Below are 18,210 nucleotides of genomic sequence, written 5' to 3' on the forward strand. Positions count from 1 at the left end.
GGCATACGAGATCTTGGCGGCAACGTAGTTCAGGCCCCACGAAAAGGTCAGCCCGACCATGATGGCGGCGGCCGCCAGATCGACCGCGTCACGACGGTCGAGCGTATCTGTGGCGACGCCCACCGCCGCTAGTCCTCCGCGCTCGCGTCGTCGAAACCGAGCAAGTTCCAGCTCTGGCGCATATGCGGCGGCATCGGTGCGGTGACGTCGACAAAGCCCTTGTCGGGATGCGGGATGACGATGCGGCGCGCGTGCAGATGCAGCCGGTTCTGCATGCCGCCTGGAAAATCCCAATTGGTGTCGGCCTCGAAATATTTGGGGTCGCCGATGATCGGGCAACCGATATGGGCAGCATGGACGCGAAGCTGGTGGGTGCGCCCGGTATAGGGTTCCATCTCCAGCCAGGACAGGGTCTGCGCCGCCTGCTCGACGATGCGATAATAGGACACGGCGTGATCGGCGCCCTTTTCGCCATGCTTGGCGATGCGCACACGATCGCCGTCGGGCGTCGGTTCCTTGATCAGCCAGGTCGAGATCTTGTCCTCGCGCTTCGGCGGCACGCCCTTGACCAGCGCCCAGTAGGTTTTCTTCGTCTCACGCGCCCGGAACGCTTCGGCGAGCTTCATGGCGGCGAGCCTTGTACGAGCGACAACCAGCACACCCGACGTGTCGCGGTCGAGCCGGTGCACCAGACGCGGCTTCTCGCCCTTCTGGTTGCGCCAGGCTTCCAGCATGTCGTCGACATTGCGGGTGACGCCAGAGCCGCCTTGCACCGCCAGGCCGGCCGGCTTGTTGAAGACGAAGACCTTCGGGTCCTCATGGATTAGCATCTTGGCCAGGACATCGGCGTCGCCCTGGTTGCGGATCGAATGACCGGTGAGTGGGCTTTCACCTTTCTTGTCGACTTCGAGCGGCGGCACTCGCACCGTCTGGCCGGCTTCGACGCGGGTATCGGCCTTCACCCTGCCGCCGTCGACGCGGATCTGGCCGGAACGCAGCAGCTTCTGCAGATGACCGAAACCGAGACCGGGGAAATGGCTCTTGAACCAGCGGTCGAGCCGCATGCCCGCCTCGCCGGCGTCCACTGTGATCTGTTCAACGCCTGCCATGATTCCAATCGCCGTTTTGCAGGCATGCAACGGCATTCGCCGGTACCCGCAATCTCACTCGGTTATTCGTTGTCGGTTCCATATTGCAGAACCTGAACTTTCTCCAGCGTAATCAAACCACTTGTCATGATTGTTTCAAGCACGGGCAGGAAAGCGGCCAATTTTTCCTCGTCATCGACGATCTCGATGACGAGTGGCAGATCCTCCGATAGGCGGAGGATCTTCGTGGTGTGAAGCCGGCTGGAATGGCCGAACCCCATCGCGCCGCGCAGGACGGTCGCGCCGGCGATCTGCATTTCGCGGGCCCTCAGCACGATAACCTCATACAGCGGACGGCCATCTGCCTTGTCGTTTTCGCCGATAAATATGCGCAGCAATTGTGCCTGTGTTGGTATCTTCATTGCCTGGACCCTCTCAGCCGGTTGAGCCGAACTGCAAAGATGTGGCCAAGCCAGACGGCGGCAAGCCAGGCCACCACGGAGATCGCGATATTGAGTCCCGCCGCCACAAGCCTCCCGCCTTGCGCGAGGGTGAGTGTTTCAAGGCTGAAAGCGGAGAAGGTCGTCAGGCCGCCGCAGAAGCCGGCCATGAAGAATTGACGTTGCAGCGGACCGGCGAAGACGCGACCATCCGGTCCCGTCAATGTCGCGTAGAAGCCGATGAGGAACGAGCCAACAATGTTGACGAGGAGCGTGCCGAAGGGAAATCCAGCGCCCCACAGGGCAGTGCTCGTCGATGAGGCAAGCGCCCGCAACACACCGCCGATCATGCTGCCTGCGGCCACGGTCGCATAGAGCCGAACCGTCTGGCTCCTTCTGCGCCAGCCAATGAGGTGCGCCGCACGCCTCGCCATGCCGTCGTAGCGAAGCTTCCGCGGGCCGCTCACGGCGCCCCGCCGCCAATCAGAAGACTTCCCGCAGCAAAGCCCAGCGTCACGCCGCCGAGGCTCAGAAAAACCGAAAGCAGCACATTTCCGCCGGCGCGCCGCCATTCGCCCTCGCGCGCCAGCGCCAGCGTCTGCAGGCTGAAGGAAGAAACCGTGGTGTAGCAGCCGAGGCCGCCGGTAACGGTAAAGGCCCAGATGGCGGGCATGCCGTCGCGCGCCACCGCATGCGCAACGACACCGATTGCAAACGCTCCCGAGACGTTGACGGCCATAGTGCCCCAGGGAAAGGTCTCGCCGACCCGGCGGGCGACGAAGCCGGACAGGAAGAAGCGGGCCATTGCACCGATCGCGCCACCAAGGCAGACAAGCAACAGATGATACATCGTGCTCCCTCGCGCCGGTCACACCACGGTGTCAGGCGGCTCCGGCCTTCTTCGGCTTGCTGGAGCCGATCATCTTCCAGTTCTTGTAGAACATGGCATTGATGCGCTCGACGCTGACCGAAACGATGGCGAGAAGAGCGGCGATCAGGCCGGGGAATGGCGATGGCCGGATGATGTCCATGAACACGCAGTAGCGGCGCCCATCATATTCGTTGACCGAGCGGTGCAGCAGCGTGTCGTCGAAAATATAGAGCGGATTGTCGTGCCAGTAGTTCCTGGCGTTGTTGCACTCGACGAAAACCTCGGCCTTCACCGGGAGAAGATTGTAGAGAATGCGCAGGCTGAGCCGCAGCGGTCCGAAATGCCAGGAGGTCGATTCCTTGCCCCTGAACACCGACACGGCGATGGTCTTGATATATTTGAAATCCTTGTTGAATTCGGCGACGTTGTCGATCTTGTGCTTGCCATACCACTGGTAGACATACATGCCGCGCCGGCCGCTGCCGAAATTGGCGTCGATATCGGCGATGATCTCGTCCTTGCGCGCCTTGAAGACGTCGAGAACCTCGTTGACCTCACGCTGATAGTCCGGAGGAAACTGGTCCAGTTTCCACACACCGCGGTTTCTGTAGCACAGCAGATCGACCAGCAGATTGAAGGGCGAAAGCAGCCAGGTGAAGATGCCGTTGCCGAGAAAATAACCACTGAACAGGGCCCAGTTCTTGTTGTCATTGCGCAACACGTCGACCAGCCCGAGGACAATGAAAATTGTCGTCAGGATGGGAATGAAATAGAAGCCGAGCGCCAGCAGCGGGATCGCTATGGCGAACTTCCGAAGGGTCTTGCGAGATTTTTTTGTCATTTTTCCACGCGCCAGGCGCGATTCCGTTCTGAATATCGTCGGTACGTTTCTGGCCTGTCCGCCAGCCGAAGGCGCATCTTGATAGGGTTTTTTATCCCGCCAGACAACGGCGATCACACCACTGTGCGGTCGGCAGCTACTTTTCCCGCTCGCTGCGCAGCTTCGCCCAATAATCCAGCCGCTTCCTGATATCGCGCTCGAAGCCGCGCTCTGGCGGGTCGTAGAATGTCTGCCTTCCCATCTTCTCCGGAAAATAGTCCTGGCCGGAAAAAGCGTCGGGCTCGTCGTGGTCGTAGCGATAGCCGGCGCCGTAATCTTCCTGTTTCATCAGCTTGGTCGGCGCATTGAGAATGTGCTTGGGCGGCAGCAGCGAACCGAATTCCTTCGCTGCCTGTGTGGCGGCCTTGAACGCGGTATAGACTGCATTGGATTTCGGCGCGGTGGCTAGATAGACGGTCGCCTCGGCGAAGGCCAGTTCGCCCTCGGGCGAGCCCAGATAGTCATAGGCGTCCTTGGCGGCGTTAGCGACGACGAGCGCCTGCGGGTCGGCCAGCCCGATATCCTCCATCGCCATGCGCACCAACCGGCGCCCGAGATAAAGCGGATCTTCGCCGGCGTCGAACATGCGGGCGAGATAGTAGAGTGCCGCGTCGGGGTCGGAGCCGCGCACCGATTTGTGCAAGGCGGAGATCAAATTGTAGTGGCCGTCCTGTCCCTTGTCGTAGATCGGCGCGCGGCGCTGGACGATGCGCTGCAGGGCTTCGGCGCCGAACACCTCCTTTGATTTCGCTGCGCGCCAGACCTCTTCGGCGAGCGTCAATGCCGCGCGGCCGTCGCCGTCGCTCATGCGGATGAGCATCGCCCGCGCGTCTTCATCGAGCGGCAGCGCCCTGCCCTCTGCCTCCTCGGCCCGCGCCAGCAGCTTGGCGATACTGTCCTCGCCGAGTGAGTGAAAGACCAGCACACGCGCGCGCGACAACAGCGCGGCGTTAAGCTCGAAGGACGGATTCTCCGTGGTGGCGCCGACCAGCACGACGGTGCCGTCTTCCATCACGGGCAGAAAACTGTCCTGCTGGGCGCGGTTGAAGCGATGGATCTCGTCGACGAACAGCAGTGTCTGGCGGCCGTTGGAGCGGCGCAGCTTCGCTGCCTCGAACACTTTCTTCAGGTCGGCAACGCCGGAAAACACCGCCGAGATCTGTTCGAAGGCGAGGCTTGTCTCGCCGGCAAGCAGCCGTGCGACCGTGGTCTTGCCGGTGCCGGGCGGGCCCCAGAAGATCATCGAGCCGAGCGAGCCGGAGCCGATCAGCCGCGTCAGCGCGCCGTCGGGTCCGGTCAGATGCTCCTGGCCGACGACCTCGCCGAGGTTCTTCGGGCGCAGACGGTCCGCCAGCGGCCTGCCGGGCGGCGTCTTTTCCGGTTCATCGACACTGAACAGATCGGCCATGCAACTTCTTCTGCCTGGAGCCCGATCATGCTGACGTTCGGGCTCAGTAACGCAACACCTGGCGCAGTATCTGCCCGCCGCGCTCGACGGTAAAGCGCCACCAGCGCGTATCCTGCTGGGCTACCTGTTCCAAGGTCGCCGCCTTGTCGATCGTCAGGCCATTGACCTCACGCACGATGTCGCCTGGCTGGAAGCCAAAATCGGCAGCAGGCGAATCGCGGTTGATGTCGACCACGGTGACGCCTTTGACATCGGTGCGCAGACCGAGCCGTTGGGCAAGCCGTGGCGACAGTTCAGCAACCTTGGCACCGGAAAACGGGCTGCGGCCGCGCAATGTGAGTTCCGCAGCTTTGGCGCCCTCAGGCGGCCGTTCCAGCGCGATGTCCATCGTCGCCTGCTGACCCTTGCTCAGAACGCCGAAGCTGGCATTCGTACCAATCGACAGCGTCGCCATCCGGTAGTCCAGCGCCCCGACGCTCTCGACCGGCTTGCCGTTGAGCGACAGCACTACGTCGCCCGGCTTGAGCCCTGCCTTGGCGGCGGGTCCCGCCTCTTCGACCGAAGAAACCAGCGCACCGGTCGGTTTGTCGATGCCGAGCGATTCGGCAAGCTGCGGCGTCACCGCCTCGAACTCGGCACCGGCATACGGCCGCTCGAAGAAGTCGAGCCCGGCCTTGGCCGCGTCGGCGAAGGCGCGAACCATGTTCGAAGGGATGGCAAAGCCGATGCCGATCGAGCCGCCGCTACGGCTATAGATCGCCGTGTTGATGCCGATCAGTTGCCCTCCCATGTTGACCAGCGCGCCACCGGAATTGCCGGGATTGATGGCGGCGTCGGTCTGGATGAAGAAGCTGGAATCGGAGACGCCGATATGGCTGCGCGCCACCGCCGAAATGATGCCGCTGGTGGTGGTCTGGCCGACACCGAACGGATTGCCGATCGCCAGCACCAGATCGCCGACCTCGAGCGCGTCGGAATCGCCGATAGCGATCACCGGGAACGGCTTGTCAGAAGAAATCTTGAGCACGGCGAGGTCGAGCGTCTCATCCTTGAGCAGCACCTTGCTGTCGAATTCGCGCCCGTCGGCGGTCGCGACCTTGACCTGGTCAGCGTCCTTGACGACGTGGAAATTGGTGACCACGACACCGGTGGGATCGACCAGCACCCCCGAACCGAGCGAAGACTGCGCGCGCGGCTGCGAGCGGCCGAAGAACTCCTCGAAGAACGGATCGCCGTCGAAGGGTGACGTCACCTTGGCGGTCTGCGAGGCGTAGACATTGACCACGGCCGGCGCCGTCTGCTTGACCAGCGGCGCGAAGGACAGTTGCACCTCCTCTCGGCCGAACGGCACGCGCTTGTCGGGGCCTGAAGTGGCGTTTTCGCCTTCGACGCCATGCAGCAGATCGGTTAGCACGTCGGACAGACCGGGATCTGGCTTGGCCTCCTCCGCCAGCGCGTGCCTGGCCGCCGGCACGACGGCCAACGCCATCAAGGCGCAGATCAGAACAATGGACAGCCGTTTAACGCGCATTCCGAATCCTCCAAGTCGGGCGCCATTGTCCTGACGATTGTGCAAAATGAAAGGCTAAGCCGCTGAAATCGGATTATTTTGGGTAGTCGCCGCAAAAACCGGTGACAAAACCTCTACCAGCCCGCCCGGTACCTTCGGAAACAGAAAAAGGGGCCCGGAGGCCCCTTTTGAACTTCTCAGGAAAACCGAGCCTTATGCGGCTGCGGCTTCCTCTTCGGTGCCTTCGGCCTCGATGCGGGCACGGTCGCCGGCGCCCTTGGCCGAGGTGTCGCGGTCGACGAACTCGATGACCGCCATTGCCGCGTTATCACCGTGGCGGAAGCCGGCCTTCATGATGCGCAGATAGCCGCCGTTGCGGGTGGCATAACGTGGCGCGATGGTATCGAACAGGCGCTTGACGACGCCTTCATTGCCGATCTGGGCAATAACCTGGCGGCGGGCGTGCAGGTCGCCGCGCTTGCCGAGCGTCACCAACTTCTCGACGATCGGACGCAAATCCTTCGCCTTCGGCAGCGTGGTGAGGATCTGCTCGTGCTCGATAAGCGACACGGCAAGGTTGGCAAACATCGACTTGCGATGGCTTATGCTGCGGGCGAACCGGCGGCCTTTAAATCCGTGGCGCATGGCTCTTCTCCTTCATTGCGGTTTCAAGAGGCCTGAGCCCCAGTTGGTTAGCCGCATGATCTTGTCCGAAAAGTCTGCAACTTTTTGCTGCGCTGACCTTCGGTTCGGGATCATGCTCAATATTGGTCTTCGTAACGCTTGGCGAGGTCTTCGATGTTTTCCGGCGGCCAGTCCGGCACTTCCATGCCGAGATGCAGGCCCATCGCCGCCAGGACTTCCTTGATCTCGTTCAGCGACTTGCGGCCGAAGTTCGGGGTGCGCAGCATCTCGGCTTCGGTCTTCTGAATCAGGTCGCCGATATAGACGATGTTGTCGTTCTTCAGGCAGTTGGCCGAACGCACCGAAAGCTCGAGCTCGTCGACCTTCTTGAGCAGCGCCGGGTTGAAGGCAAGCTCGGTAACCTGTTCGGCGGCGACTTCCTTCTGCGGCTCGTCGAAATTGACGAACAGGCCGAGCTGGTCCTGCAGGATGCGAGCGGCGAAGGCCACCGCGTCCTCGCCCGAAATCGAACCGTCGGTCTCGATGGTCATGGTCAGCTTGTCATAGTCGAGAACCTGGCCCTCGCGGGTGTTCTCGACCTTGTAGGAGACCTTCTTGACCGGCGAATACAGGCTGTCGACGGGGATCAGCCCGATCGGCGCGTCCTCGGCGCGGTTACGGTCGGCCGGGACATAGCCCTTGCCGGTATCGACGGTGAATTCCATGCGGATTTCGGCGCCTTCGTCCAGCGTGCAGATGACGTGGTCGGGATTGAGTATCTCGACGTCGCCGACCGTCTGGATGTCGCCGGCGAGAACCGCGCCCGGTCCCTGCTTGCGGACGACCATGCGCTTGGGGCCGTCGCCTTCCATGCGGATGGCGATTTCCTTGATGTTCAAAACGATGTCGGTCACGTCCTCGCGGACGCCGGCGATGGACGAGAATTCATGCAGAACGCCGTCGATCTGCACGGCGGTTACAGCCGCGCCACGCAGCGAAGACAGAAGCACCCGGCGCAGCGCGTTGCCGAGGGTGAGGCCGAAGCCGCGCTCGAGCGGCTCGGCGACCAGCGTGGTCAGCGTCTTCTTCTTCGACGAGAACTCGATCTTGTTCGGCTTGATCAGTTCTTGCCAATTTTTCTGGATCATAGTGCTTTCCTTCCGTTGTCCCGCCACCATCCAATCGTGGCGGGCGACCTGGAATGCCGTGGAGGAGCGCCCTTGAGGCGCTCGCGCGGCGTTCGGTAAATTCTTTAGACGCGGCGCTTCTTGCGCGGGCGGCAGCCATTGTGCGGGATCGGCGTCACATCACGGATCGAGGTGATGGTGAAGCCGGCAGCCTGCAGCGCGCGCAGCGCCGATTCACGACCGGAGCCGGGTCCACAGACCTCGACCTCGAGCATGCGCATGCCGTGTTCCTGGGCCTTCTTGGCAACATCTTCTGCGGCCATCTGGGCAGCGAACGGGGTCGACTTGCGCGATCCCTTGAAGCCCTGGGCTCCGGCCGACGACCAGGCAATCGAGTTACCCTGCGCGTCGGTGATGGTGATCATCGTGTTGTTGAAGGTCGAATTGACGTGGGCAACGCCCGACGAGATGTTCTTGCGTTCGCGACGGCGAACACGAGCGGCTTCCTTGGCCATGATGGTCCTTTCAGTTGATCTCTACACCGCCGTAATGCCAGCGGCTCCACCAGGGAGAAGGCAGTAGGGGAATATGGCAGTAGGGCAGTATGTCTGCCGTTCCTATTGCCTTACTGCCCTACTCCCTTACTGCCCTAAATTACTTCTTCTTTCCGGCAATCGACTTAGCCGGGCCCTTGCGGGTGCGCGCATTGGTATGCGTGCGCTGACCACGAACCGGCAGCGAGCGGCGGTGACGCAGGCCGCGGTAGCAGCCGAGGTCCATGAGTCGCTTGATGTTCATCGACACTTCGCGGCGCAGATCGCCCTCGACCTGATAGTCGCGGTCGATGGTCTCGCGGATCTGCAGCACTTCCGCGTCGGTCAGCTGGTTGACGCGACGCTCGGCCGGGATGCCGACCTTGTCGACGATCTCCTGGGCGAACTTCTTGCCAATGCCGTGAATGTATTGAAGCGCGATGACGACGCGCTTGTTGGTCGGAATATTGACGCCGGCTATACGAGCCATGTTCTTCTCTTCTCCATATAGGCCGGACGAGCCGGCGCTTCAAGTTGCCCCGCGTCCGGTGGAGGCCGGCCCTTGCGGGAGTTTCCAGTTCAAAGCGGCCGGCCTTGCCCTTGCGGACAAGCAAGCCTCATGCCTGATAGGAAGACGGGCCGCCATACCCCAGCGGACCGCTCCAGTCAAGCGCAATCGTTCGATTCTCTAGCCGGCCGCCTGGCCAACTTTCCGGGTCGTCGCCCTGAGCACCGCCTCGATCTGCTGCGTCACCGCATCGATGTCGGCCATGCCATCGACGCCCCTGAGCTTGCCCTTGGCGTAGTAGTAGCCGATCAGCGGCGAGGTTTTCTTGTAATATTCCCTCAAGCGTTCCTCGAACACCGCTGGGCTGTCGTCCTTGCGCACCGGCAGGCCTGCGGCCTTGGCGTCTTCGGCGCGCTTGACGATTCGGCCAACCAGCGCCTTGTCATCGACGACAAATTCGATGACAGCATCGAGCTCCAGTCCGCGATCCGACAGCATTTCCTCAACGGCGTCCGCTTGCACCAGGGTTCGCGGGTACCCGTCAAGGATGAAGCCGTTTGCGCAATCAGCTTGATCGATGCGCTCGGCCACGATGGCGTTGACGATAGCGTCGGACACCAGTTCGCCAGCGTCCATCACCGCCTTGGCGCGCTTGCCGACTTCGGTGCCAGCCTGGACAGCAGCACGCAGCATGTCCCCCGTGGAAAGCTGTGGGATGCCGTGTCGATCTACCAGTCTTAGTGCTTGTGTCCCCTTGCCCGCCCCCGGCGGTCCAAGCAATATCAACCTCATCTGGCCTTTTTCCCCCCGCGCAGCTTCGACTTCTTGATCAGGCCCTCATACTGGTGCGCGATCAGGTGACCCTGAATCTGCGCCACCGTATCGAGCGTTACACTGACCACGATCAGGAGCGAAGTGCCACCAAGGTAGAACGGTACGCCAGTCGCTGAAATCAGGAACTCGGGCAGCAGACACACCAGCACCAGATAAATGGCGCCGACGACGGTGATGCGGGTGAGCACATAGTCAATATAGTCCGCAGTGCGCTCGCCCGGACGATAGCCCGGGATGAAGCCCGAATGCTTCTTGAGCTGGTCGGCGGTGTCCTTCGGATTGAAGACGATCGCCGTATAGAAGAAGGCGAAGAACACGATCATCGCCGCGTAGAAGGCCATATAGAGCGGCTGGCCGTGGCCGAGCGCCGCCAGGATGGTGCTGGCCCATGCAGGCATATTGGTGGTCTGCGAGAAGCCGGCAACCGTTGCCGGAAGCAGCAGCAGCGACGAGGCGAAGATCGGCGGAATGACGCCGGAGGTGTTAAGCTTCAGCGGCAGATGCGAGGTATCGCCCTGGAACATGCGATTGCCGACCTGGCGCTTGGGATACTGGATCAGCAGGCGGCGCTGGGCGCGCTCGAAGAAGACGATCAGCGCTATGACGATGATGGCCAGCACGATGATCGCCAGGATCAGGCCGGTCGACAAGGCGCCGGTGCGGCCAAGCTCCAGCGTGCCGGAGATGGCGCGCGGCAGGCCGGCGACGATGCCGGAGAAGATGATCAGCGAAATGCCGTTGCCGATGCCGCGAGCAGTGATCTGCTCGCCAAGCCACATCAGGAACATGGTGCCGCCGACCAGCGTGACGACGGTAGAGATGCGGAAGAACATGCCGGGATCGTTGACGATGCCGTTGCCGCCCTCAAGCCCGACCGAAATGCCGTACGCCTGAACCAGCGCCAGAAGCACGGTGCCGTAGCGCGTGTACTGGTTGATGATCTTGCGGCCCTGCTCGCCTTCCTTCTTCAGCGCTTCCAGCGACGGAATGACCGAGGTCATCAGCTGCATGATGATGGAGGCCGAGATATAGGGCATGATGCCGAGGGCAAAGATCGCCATGCGCTGCACGGCGCCGCCGGCGAACATGTTGAACATGCCGAGCACGCCCTTGCTCTGCGACGAGAAGGCCTGGGCGAAAGCATCGGGATTGATGCCGGGCAGCGGAATATAGGTGCCAAGGCGGTAGACGAGCAGCGCACCGATGGTGAACCAGATGCGCTTCTTCAGATCCTCGGCTTTGGCGAAGGCCGAAAAATTCAGATTCGAGGCCAGTTGTTCAGCAGCCGAAGCCATGCCTGATTCTCCGCTTGGTCACGCTCGATGCCCGCAGCTCAGGCGGCGCGTGTCACCGAAGCTCACGAGATAAGCTCCGGACTGCAAACATGCAAGCGGCCGCGTTGATGCGGCCGCCACATCTGTCGGATCAAAGCACGACCGCAGGCAAAACCGAATTCCACCTTTGCCGACCGTGCTTCAAATTGCCGTTACTCGGCGGCTGCCTGCTCAGGCAACTTCACCGAGCCGCCGGCCTTTTCGATCTTCTCGACCGCGGCCTTGGAAGCACCGGCAACGTCGAAGGCAAGCTTGGCCTTGATGTCGCCATCCGAAAGGATGCGCACGCCGTCCTTGACGCGACGGATGACACCTGCCGCAACCAGCGCCTCGGCCGTTACAACTGTCTTAGCGTCGAGCTTCTTGGCATCGAGCGCCGCCTGGATGCGGGCCAGCGACACGACGGTGAAGCTCTTGGCGAAGATATTGTTGAAGCCGCGCTTCGGTAGGCGGCGGTAGAGCGGCATCTGGCCACCCTCGAAGCCGTTGACGGCGACGCCGGAGCGCGCCTTCTGGCCCTTGACGCCGCGACCGGCGGTCTTGCCCGAACCGGAACCGATGCCACGGCCGAGACGCTTCTTGGAGTGCGTCGCGCCGTCCTTGTCACGCAGATCATTGAGTTTCATCTGGGTTCTCCTGCGCTCTGGCTCAGCCCTCGTCCACGACGCGGACGAGATGCTGGACGGCAGCGATCATGCCGCGCACCGAGGGCGTATCCTCCAGCGTGCGCTGCTTGTGCATCTTGTTGAGGCCGAGGCCGACCAGCGTTGCGCGCTGCTCCTTCGGCCGGCGGATCGGCGAACCGATCTGCTCGACGGTGATGGTCTTGGTTGCTTTCTTGGCCATGGTCAGATCCCTGGTCAGCGTCGACTATTCTTCAGCCGCAACGGCGGTGCCGCGGCGGGCCTGAAGGGTCGAATACTTGATGCCGCGCGCGGCAGCCACATCCTTCGGATGCATCTGGCTCTTCAGCGCGTCGAAAGTGGCGCGAACCATGTTGTAGGGGTTCGAAGAACCCATCGACTTGGCGACCACGTCATGCATGCCGAGCGTCTCGAAAACGGCGCGCATCGGGCCGCCGGCGATGATGCCGGTACCTTGCTTGGCGGCGCGCAGCAGAACGCGTCCCGCGCCCCAGCGTCCCTCGACGTCGTGGTGCAGCGTGCGGCCTGAGCGCAGCGGCACGAAGATCATGTCGCGCTTGGCCGATTCGGTCGCCTTGCGGATCGCCTCCGGCACTTCGCGCGCCTTGCCGTGGCCGAAGCCGACGCGGCCCTTCTGGTCGCCGACGACGACAAGTGCCGCAAAGCCGAAGCGCCGGCCGCCCTTGACGACTTTGGCGACACGGTTGATGTGGACGAGCTTGTCGACCATGCCGTCGTCGCGCTCTTCGCGATCACGGCCGCGGCCGCCATCCCTACGTTCCTGTGCCATATCCTGTTCCTTGTTTTTTTCCGGAAGCACGGTTGATGATGATATCCGGCACCTCTGCGGGTCGCCGGGGGCGAAAACTCTTTTTTCCTTCGCATGATCTTATCCGAAAAGTCTGCAACTTTTTGCTGCGCTGACCTTCGGTTCGGGATCATGCTCTAGAAGCTCAGACCACCTTCACGGGCAGCCTCGGCCAGCGCCTTGACGCGGCCGTGGTAGATATAGGCGCCGCGGTCGAAGACGACTTCCTTGACGCCGGCCTTCGAGGCGCGTTCGGCGATCAGCTTTCCGATGGCAGCTGCAGCCGCGGTGTCGGCGCCGGTCTTGAGCGAGCCCTTGAGCTCCTTCTCGAGCGTCGAAGCAGCCGCGATGGTGTGGCCCTTGGCGTCGTCGATCACCTGGACGTAGATGTTCTTCGACGTGCGATGGACCGACAAGCGCGGACGATCGCCGGCAACCTTCTTGATCTGGCGGCGGACGCGCTGGGCGCGGCGTTGGGTGGATTCTTTCGAGCCCATGATATCAGTTCCTTGCCTTCAAAAAACGGGGGCAACCATATGCGGTAGGACGAGCCTCCCGCGACCGCTCCCCGCGGCGTTAAAATTACTTCTTCTTGCCTTCCTTGCGGACGATCTTCTCGCCAGCATAGCGAACGCCCTTGCCCTTGTAGGGCTCGGGGCTGCGATACTCGCGGATCTCGGCGGCGACCTGGCCGACCTGCTGCTTGTCGATGCCGGTCACCGTGATTTCCGTCGGCTTCGGCACCGAAATCGTCACGCCCTGCGGCGTCTCGTAGACGACGTCATGGCTGAAGCCGAGCGCCAGCTGCAGGTTCTTGCCTTGCATGGCGGCACGATAGCCGACGCCGGTGATCTCGAGCTTCTTTTCGAAGCCGTCCTTGACGCCCTGCAGGATGTTGACGATCTGCGTGCGTGACATGCCCCACTTGGAACGGGCAGTCTTGGTCTGGTCGCGCGGCTGGACAGCGATCTCGCTGCCTTCCATCTTGACCAGCACTTCGTCGTTCACCACGAACTTCAGCTCGCCCTTCGGACCCTTCGCCGTCACGGTCTGGCCGTTGACGGTCGCGGTCACGCCCTGCGGCAGCGAAACGGGTTTCTTTCCAATACGAGACATTTTGTTGTCCTCGTCACTTCTCTTGTTTCAGGTCTCGGCTTTCGGGACTAGATCCCGAAAACCTGTTTCCAACCGGGTCACATACCAGATCAGAAGATCTGGCAGAGGATTTCCCCGCCGACATTCTGTTCACGCGCTTCGTGGTCGGCCATCACGCCCTTCGGCGTCGAAAGGATGGCGATGCCGAGGCCGTTGGCGACGTGCGGTATCGACTTGGCCGAAACGTAGACGCGGCGGCCGGGCTTCGAGACCCGAGCGATTTCGCGCACCACCGGCGCACCATCGAAATACTTCAGCTCGATCTCGATTTCGGACTTGCCGTTGTCGAAGTCGGTCTGGCTGTAGTCGCGGATATAGCCTTCCGCCTTCAGCACGTCGAGGACGCGGGTACGCAGGCGCGAGGCCGGCGTCGAAACGCTCGACTTCTTGCGGCCATACGCGTTGCGGATGCGGGTCAGCATATCGCCGAGAGGATCGCTCAATGACATGTTATGTCCTCCTTACCAGCTCGACTTGACCAGGCCCGGGATCTGGCCGTTATTGCCGAGATCACGAAGCGCGATACGCGATACTTTGAGCTTGCGATAATAGGCACGCGGACGTCCGGTGACTTCGCAGCGGTTGCGGATGCGGGTCTTGGCCGAGTTGCGCGGCAGCGCCGAAAGCTTCAGCTGGGCGCGGAAGCGCTCTTCCATCGGCTTGGACTGATCCATGATGATCGCCTTGAGCACCTTGCGCTTGGCAGCGAACTGGTCCGCAAGCTTGCGGCGCCTGTTGTTCTTCTCGACTGAGCTGGTCTTTGCCATTTCAGATTTTCCTTTTCTCGCTGCCGTTACTGGCGGAAGGGGAAGTTGAAGGCCTTGAGCAATGCCCTGGCTTCGTCGTCCGTCTTCGCAGTCGTACAAACGATGACGTCCATGCCCCAGATCTGATCAACCTTGTCGTAGTTGATCTCCGGAAACACGATGTGTTCCTTGATGCCCATGGCATAGTTGCCACGGCCATCGAAGCTCTTCGGATTAAGTCCGCGAAAGTCGCGGACGCGCGGCAGTGCGATGTTCACGAGGCGGTCGAGGAACTCGTACATGCGTTCCTTGCGCAGCGTGACCTTGGCGCCGATCGGCATCTTCTCGCGGACCTTGAAGCCGGCGATCGAGTTGCGGGCGCGGGTGACAACGGCCTTCTGGCCGGCGATCATCGCAAGGTCTTCCGCCGCGATCGAAGGCTTCTTCGAATCGCCAGTCGCCTCGCCGACGCCCATGTTCAGCACGATCTTGTCGATGCGCGGAACCTGCATCTCGTTCTCGTAGCCGAACTGCTCCTGCAGCGCCTTGCGGATGGTCTCGTTGTAGACCTGCTTGAGGCGCGGCGTGTTCTGGGCAGTTGCCTGCTTGGTTTGAGCCTTAGCCATTGATGACTTCTCCCGAGCGCTTGGCGACGCGCACCTTCTTGCCGTCCTTCTGGAAGATGAAGCCGACGCGGGTCGGTTTGCCATCCTTGGGGTCGGCCAGCGCGATGTTCGACAGCTGGATCGGCGCTTCCTTGGTGATGATCCCGCCCTCTTGGGACTGGGACTGCTTCTGGTGACGACGGATCAGGTTGACGCCGCGCACCAGCGCGGTGTCATCCTTCGGCTGTACCGAAAGGACTTCGCCCGAACGGCCCTTGTCCTTGCCGGCCAGCACGACGACCTTGTCGCCTTTTCTAATCTTTTGCATTGGTCCGGCTCCTTACAGCACTTCAGGCGCGAGCGAGATGATCTTCATGTGGTTCTTGGCGCGGAGTTCGCGCGGAACCGGTCCGAAGATACGCGTGCCGATCGGCTCTTTCTTGTTGTCGACGAGAACGGCTGCGTTCTTGTCGAAACGGATCACGCTGCCGTCCGGGCGGCGGATGTCCTTGGCCGTGCGAACCACGACCGCCTTCATCACATCGCCCTTCTTGACGCGGCCGCGCGGGATGGCTTCCTTGATCGACACCACGATGATGTCGCCCACGGAAGCGTATTTCCGCTTCGAGCCGCCCAGCACCTTGATGCACATGACACGACGGGCGCCGGAATTATCCGCGACGTCGAGGTTTGTTTGCATCTGAATCATGACTGGCCGCCTTCTTCTTTTCTAACGGGACGGGTTTCTCACCCCTCCCCGGTCTGTCCAAAATTCGTTTCGTTAGCCCTGATCAGGCCTGGTCCGAAGACACCACGACCCAGCGCTTGTCCTTGGAAATCGGCTTCGATTCCTGGATGAACACCTGATCGCCGACCTTGTGGGCGTTGTTCTCGTCGTGCGCCTTGTACTTCTTGGTCATGCGCACGGTCTTCTTCATCACGGGATGCGTGAAGCGCCGTTCGACCTTGACGACAACCGTCTTCTCGTTCTTGTCGCTGACGACGGTGCCCTGCAGAATGCGCTTTGGCATGGTTTTCGTCCTTAAGCCTTCTTGGCCGCGGACTTTTCCGCAGCGATGGTCTTGATACGCGCAATGTCCTTGCGGACCTGCCTCACGCGCGCGGTCTTCTCAAGCTGGCCGGTGGCCTTCTGGAAGCGCAGGTTGAACTGCTCCTTCTTCAGGCTGGCCAGGTCGTCGGTCAGCTGGTCCTGGGTCTTGGTCCGGATGTCTTCGGCTTTCATGATCAGCCCGTCCTTATTCTGCGATGCGCTGTACGAAGCGCGTCCTGACCGAGAGCTTGGCCGCGCCGAGACGCAGCGCCTCACGGGCGGTTTCCTCGTTGACGCCGTCGATCTCGAACATGATGCGGCCCGGCTTGACGCGTGCCGCCCAGTAGTCGACCGCGCCCTTGCCCTTACCCATACGGACTTCGGTCGGCTTCGACGTCACCGGCACGTCCGGGAAGATACGGATCCACACGCGGCCGGCACGCTTCATCTCGCGGGTGATCGCGCGGCGGGCCGCCTCGATCTCACGCGCGGTGACGCGGTTCGGCTCAAGCGCCTTCAGCCCGAAACCACCGAAATCCAGGTTGGTGCCGCCCTTGGCGGTACCGTGGATGCGGCCCTTGAACTGCTTGCGGAACTTTGTGCGCTTTGGCTGCAGCATCGTTCTAACTCCAAATTCCTAAATGTCTTACGCGTTTTCGCGACGGCGACCGCGTTCGCGCTCACCACCACCGCCATGCGCATGATCGCCCTCGGTGGCGCGGCGCTCCGAAGCCATCGGGTCGTGCTCGAGGATCTCGCCCTTGAACACCCAGACCTTGACGCCGCAGATGCCGTAGGCCGTATTCGCCTCGGCCGTGCCGTAGTCGACGTCGGCACGCAGCGTATGCAGCGGCACGCGGCCTTCACGATACCATTCCATGCGCGCGATCTCGGCGCCGCCGAGACGGCCGGCGCAGTTGATGCGGATGCCTTCGGCACCGAGGCGCATCGCCGACTGCACGGCACGCTTCATGGCGCGGCGGAACGCGATGCGGCGCTCGAGCTGCTGGGCGATCGACTGGGCGACCAAGGTCGCGTCGATCTCCGGCTTGCGCACTTCGACGATGTTCAGATGCGTCTCGGACTTGGTCATCTCCATCAGCTTCTTGCGAAGCTTCTCGATGTCGGCGCCCTTCTTGCCGATGATCAGGCCCGGACGCGCCGCATGGATGGTGACGCGGCACTTCTTGTGCGGACGCTCGATCACGACCTTCGAGATCGCAGCCTGCTTGAGTTCCTTCTCAAGATATTTGCGGATCTTGATGTCCTCGTGCAGCAGCTTGCCGTACTCGCCGGTGTTCGCGAACCAGCGCGAATCCCAGGTGCGGTTGATGCCGAGACGCAGACCGATCGGATTGACTTTCTGGCCCATTATGCGGCCTCCCCTTTTTCTTCGACTTCACGAACGACGATCGTGAGGTGCGAGAACGGCTTCTCGATACGGCTGGCGCGCCCACGGCCACGGGCATGGAACCGCTTCATGACGATCGACTTGCCGACATAGGCTTCCGCCACGATCAGCGCATCGACGTCGAGGTCGTGGTTGTTTTCCGCGTTGGCGATCGCCGATTCCAGCGTCTTCTTGACCGTGCCGGAAATCCGCTTGGCCGAGAATTCGAGGTCGGAAAGCGCTGTCGCGACCTTCTTGCCGCGGATCAACGCGGCAACCAGGTTCAGCTTCTGCGGGCTGATACGGATCGTGCGCAACACGGCGCGCGCTTCGTTGTCAGCAAGCCTGCGCGGAGCTTTGGCCTTGCCCATGATTATTTCCTCTTCGCCTTCTTATCCGCGCCGTGACCGTAATAGGTCCGGGTCGGAGCGAATTCACCGAACTTGTGACCGACCATGTCCTCGTTCACCGAGACGGGAACGTGCTTCTGGCCGTTGTAGACACCGAAGGTGAAGCCGACGAACTGCGGCAGGATGGTGGAGCGACGGCTCCACATCTTGATCACCTCATTGCGACCACCTTCACGAACCTTGTCCACCTTCTTCAGAAGGTAGCCGTCGATGAAGGGGCCTTTCCAAATCGAACGAGTCACTT

General features: G+C 61.8%; 29 protein-coding genes and 1 pseudogene. All 30 read right to left on the reverse strand.

The window, feature by feature from the left end:
• A pseudogene (locus NKJ28_RS22235) lies at positions 1-123 on the reverse strand (EamA/RhaT family transporter); the annotation flags it as partial.
• 5 nt (positions 124-128) lie between these two features.
• Positions 129-1,109 (reverse strand): RluA family pseudouridine synthase, encoded by a 981-nt coding sequence (locus NKJ28_RS22240; protein WP_352458558.1) that lies wholly within the window; start codon positions 1,107-1,109, stop codon positions 129-131.
• A gap of 62 nt (positions 1,110-1,171) precedes the next feature.
• Positions 1,172-1,510 (reverse strand): DUF190 domain-containing protein, encoded by a 339-nt coding sequence (locus NKJ28_RS22245; RefSeq protein ID WP_254817158.1) that lies wholly within the window; start codon positions 1,508-1,510, stop codon positions 1,172-1,174.
• On the reverse strand, positions 1,507-1,962 hold the full coding sequence (gene crcB, locus NKJ28_RS22250) for a fluoride efflux transporter CrcB (RefSeq protein WP_352637028.1): 456 nt from the start codon (positions 1,960-1,962) through the stop codon (positions 1,507-1,509). The genes NKJ28_RS22245 and crcB (NKJ28_RS22250) overlap by 4 nt, the downstream gene beginning before the upstream one ends.
• 29 nt (positions 1,963-1,991) lie before the next feature.
• Positions 1,992-2,378, reverse strand: coding sequence for a fluoride efflux transporter CrcB (gene crcB, locus NKJ28_RS22255; protein WP_352593858.1), 387 nt, complete (start codon positions 2,376-2,378; stop codon positions 1,992-1,994).
• A gap of 31 nt (positions 2,379-2,409) precedes the next feature.
• On the reverse strand, positions 2,410-3,240 hold the full coding sequence (locus tag NKJ28_RS22260) for an aspartyl/asparaginyl beta-hydroxylase domain-containing protein (protein ID WP_023675124.1): 831 nt from the start codon (positions 3,238-3,240) through the stop codon (positions 2,410-2,412).
• Between the two features lie 136 nt (positions 3,241-3,376).
• Positions 3,377-4,687 carry a replication-associated recombination protein A gene (locus NKJ28_RS22265; protein ID WP_023675125.1) on the reverse strand — a complete coding sequence of 437 codons (1,311 nt, stop codon included), beginning with the start codon at positions 4,685-4,687 and terminating at the stop codon, positions 3,377-3,379.
• Between the two features lie 43 nt (positions 4,688-4,730).
• Entirely contained in the window at positions 4,731-6,218 is a 1,488-nt protein-coding gene (locus NKJ28_RS22270) for a DegQ family serine endoprotease (RefSeq protein ID WP_352636965.1), read from the reverse strand.
• 192 nt (positions 6,219-6,410) lie between these two features.
• Entirely contained in the window at positions 6,411-6,842 is a 432-nt protein-coding gene (rplQ, locus tag NKJ28_RS22275) for a 50S ribosomal protein L17 (RefSeq protein ID WP_023675127.1), read from the reverse strand.
• Positions 6,843-6,958: 116 nt separating this feature from the next.
• Positions 6,959-7,969 carry a DNA-directed RNA polymerase subunit alpha gene (locus NKJ28_RS22280; protein WP_023675128.1) on the reverse strand — a complete coding sequence of 337 codons (1,011 nt, stop codon included), beginning with the start codon at positions 7,967-7,969 and terminating at the stop codon, positions 6,959-6,961.
• Between the two features lie 104 nt (positions 7,970-8,073).
• Positions 8,074-8,463, reverse strand: coding sequence for a 30S ribosomal protein S11 (gene rpsK, locus NKJ28_RS22285; protein ID WP_006205444.1), 390 nt, complete (start codon positions 8,461-8,463; stop codon positions 8,074-8,076).
• A 139-nt stretch (positions 8,464-8,602) separates the two neighbouring features.
• On the reverse strand, positions 8,603-8,971 hold the full coding sequence (gene rpsM / locus NKJ28_RS22290; protein WP_006205445.1) for a 30S ribosomal protein S13: 369 nt from the start codon (positions 8,969-8,971) through the stop codon (positions 8,603-8,605).
• 198 nt (positions 8,972-9,169) lie between these two features.
• Positions 9,170-9,781 (reverse strand): adenylate kinase, encoded by a 612-nt coding sequence (locus tag NKJ28_RS22295; RefSeq protein ID WP_023675129.1) that lies wholly within the window; start codon positions 9,779-9,781, stop codon positions 9,170-9,172.
• Entirely contained in the window at positions 9,778-11,118 is a 1,341-nt protein-coding gene (gene secY, locus NKJ28_RS22300) for a preprotein translocase subunit SecY (RefSeq protein ID WP_023675130.1), read from the reverse strand. Before secY ends, NKJ28_RS22295 begins: the two co-directional genes overlap by 4 nt.
• 191 nt (positions 11,119-11,309) lie before the next feature.
• Positions 11,310-11,783 carry a 50S ribosomal protein L15 gene (gene rplO / locus NKJ28_RS22305; RefSeq protein WP_352451045.1) on the reverse strand — a complete coding sequence of 158 codons (474 nt, stop codon included), beginning with the start codon at positions 11,781-11,783 and terminating at the stop codon, positions 11,310-11,312.
• Positions 11,784-11,805: 22 nt separating this feature from the next.
• Positions 11,806-12,003: a 50S ribosomal protein L30 gene (rpmD, locus tag NKJ28_RS22310; protein ID WP_006205449.1), complete on the reverse strand. Its 198-nt coding sequence runs from the start codon at positions 12,001-12,003 to the stop codon at positions 11,806-11,808.
• 24 nt (positions 12,004-12,027) lie between these two features.
• Positions 12,028-12,591 carry a 30S ribosomal protein S5 gene (gene rpsE, locus NKJ28_RS22315; protein ID WP_006333394.1) on the reverse strand — a complete coding sequence of 188 codons (564 nt, stop codon included), beginning with the start codon at positions 12,589-12,591 and terminating at the stop codon, positions 12,028-12,030.
• Between the two features lie 155 nt (positions 12,592-12,746).
• Positions 12,747-13,106: a 50S ribosomal protein L18 gene (gene rplR, locus NKJ28_RS22320; protein ID WP_023675132.1), complete on the reverse strand. Its 360-nt coding sequence runs from the start codon at positions 13,104-13,106 to the stop codon at positions 12,747-12,749.
• Between the two features lie 85 nt (positions 13,107-13,191).
• Positions 13,192-13,725, reverse strand: a complete 534-nt coding sequence (gene rplF / locus NKJ28_RS22325; RefSeq protein WP_023675133.1) for a 50S ribosomal protein L6 — start codon at positions 13,723-13,725, stop codon at positions 13,192-13,194.
• An 89-nt stretch (positions 13,726-13,814) separates the two neighbouring features.
• On the reverse strand, positions 13,815-14,213 hold the full coding sequence (rpsH, locus tag NKJ28_RS22330; RefSeq protein ID WP_006205453.1) for a 30S ribosomal protein S8: 399 nt from the start codon (positions 14,211-14,213) through the stop codon (positions 13,815-13,817).
• Between the two features lie 12 nt (positions 14,214-14,225).
• Complete coding sequence (gene rpsN, locus NKJ28_RS22335; RefSeq protein ID WP_023675134.1) at positions 14,226-14,531, reverse strand: 30S ribosomal protein S14; 306 nt, start codon at positions 14,529-14,531, stop codon at positions 14,226-14,228.
• Positions 14,532-14,557: 26 nt separating this feature from the next.
• Positions 14,558-15,136, reverse strand: coding sequence for a 50S ribosomal protein L5 (rplE, locus tag NKJ28_RS22340; protein ID WP_008875670.1), 579 nt, complete (start codon positions 15,134-15,136; stop codon positions 14,558-14,560).
• Positions 15,129-15,443 (reverse strand): 50S ribosomal protein L24, encoded by a 315-nt coding sequence (gene rplX, locus NKJ28_RS22345; RefSeq protein WP_254817150.1) that lies wholly within the window; start codon positions 15,441-15,443, stop codon positions 15,129-15,131. The genes rplE and rplX overlap by 8 nt, the downstream gene beginning before the upstream one ends.
• A gap of 12 nt (positions 15,444-15,455) precedes the next feature.
• A complete protein-coding gene (gene rplN / locus NKJ28_RS22350) occupies positions 15,456-15,824 on the reverse strand; it encodes a 50S ribosomal protein L14 (protein WP_006205457.1) in 369 nt (122 codons plus the stop codon).
• Between the two features lie 82 nt (positions 15,825-15,906).
• Positions 15,907-16,146, reverse strand: coding sequence for a 30S ribosomal protein S17 (gene rpsQ, locus NKJ28_RS22355; RefSeq protein WP_023675136.1), 240 nt, complete (start codon positions 16,144-16,146; stop codon positions 15,907-15,909).
• An 11-nt stretch (positions 16,147-16,157) separates the two neighbouring features.
• Entirely contained in the window at positions 16,158-16,358 is a 201-nt protein-coding gene (rpmC, locus tag NKJ28_RS22360) for a 50S ribosomal protein L29 (protein ID WP_006205459.1), read from the reverse strand.
• 13 nt (positions 16,359-16,371) lie between these two features.
• Positions 16,372-16,785, reverse strand: coding sequence for a 50S ribosomal protein L16 (gene rplP / locus NKJ28_RS22365; protein WP_006205460.1), 414 nt, complete (start codon positions 16,783-16,785; stop codon positions 16,372-16,374).
• Positions 16,786-16,812: 27 nt separating this feature from the next.
• Positions 16,813-17,538: a 30S ribosomal protein S3 gene (rpsC, locus tag NKJ28_RS22370; RefSeq protein WP_023675137.1), complete on the reverse strand. Its 726-nt coding sequence runs from the start codon at positions 17,536-17,538 to the stop codon at positions 16,813-16,815.
• The gene (gene rplV, locus NKJ28_RS22375) at positions 17,538-17,927 is read right to left on the reverse strand and encodes a 50S ribosomal protein L22 (RefSeq protein ID WP_006205462.1); all 390 of its coding nucleotides are present in this window, start codon (positions 17,925-17,927) and stop codon (positions 17,538-17,540) included. The genes rpsC and rplV overlap by 1 nt, the downstream gene beginning before the upstream one ends.
• 2 nt (positions 17,928-17,929) lie before the next feature.
• Positions 17,930-18,208 carry a 30S ribosomal protein S19 gene (rpsS, locus tag NKJ28_RS22380; RefSeq protein ID WP_006205463.1) on the reverse strand — a complete coding sequence of 93 codons (279 nt, stop codon included), beginning with the start codon at positions 18,206-18,208 and terminating at the stop codon, positions 17,930-17,932.
• Positions 18,209-18,210: the final 2 nt, after the last annotated feature.

The sequence above is a fragment of the Mesorhizobium sp. M0145 genome (assembly GCF_040322355.1).
Lineage (GTDB): Bacteria > Pseudomonadota > Alphaproteobacteria > Rhizobiales > Rhizobiaceae > Mesorhizobium.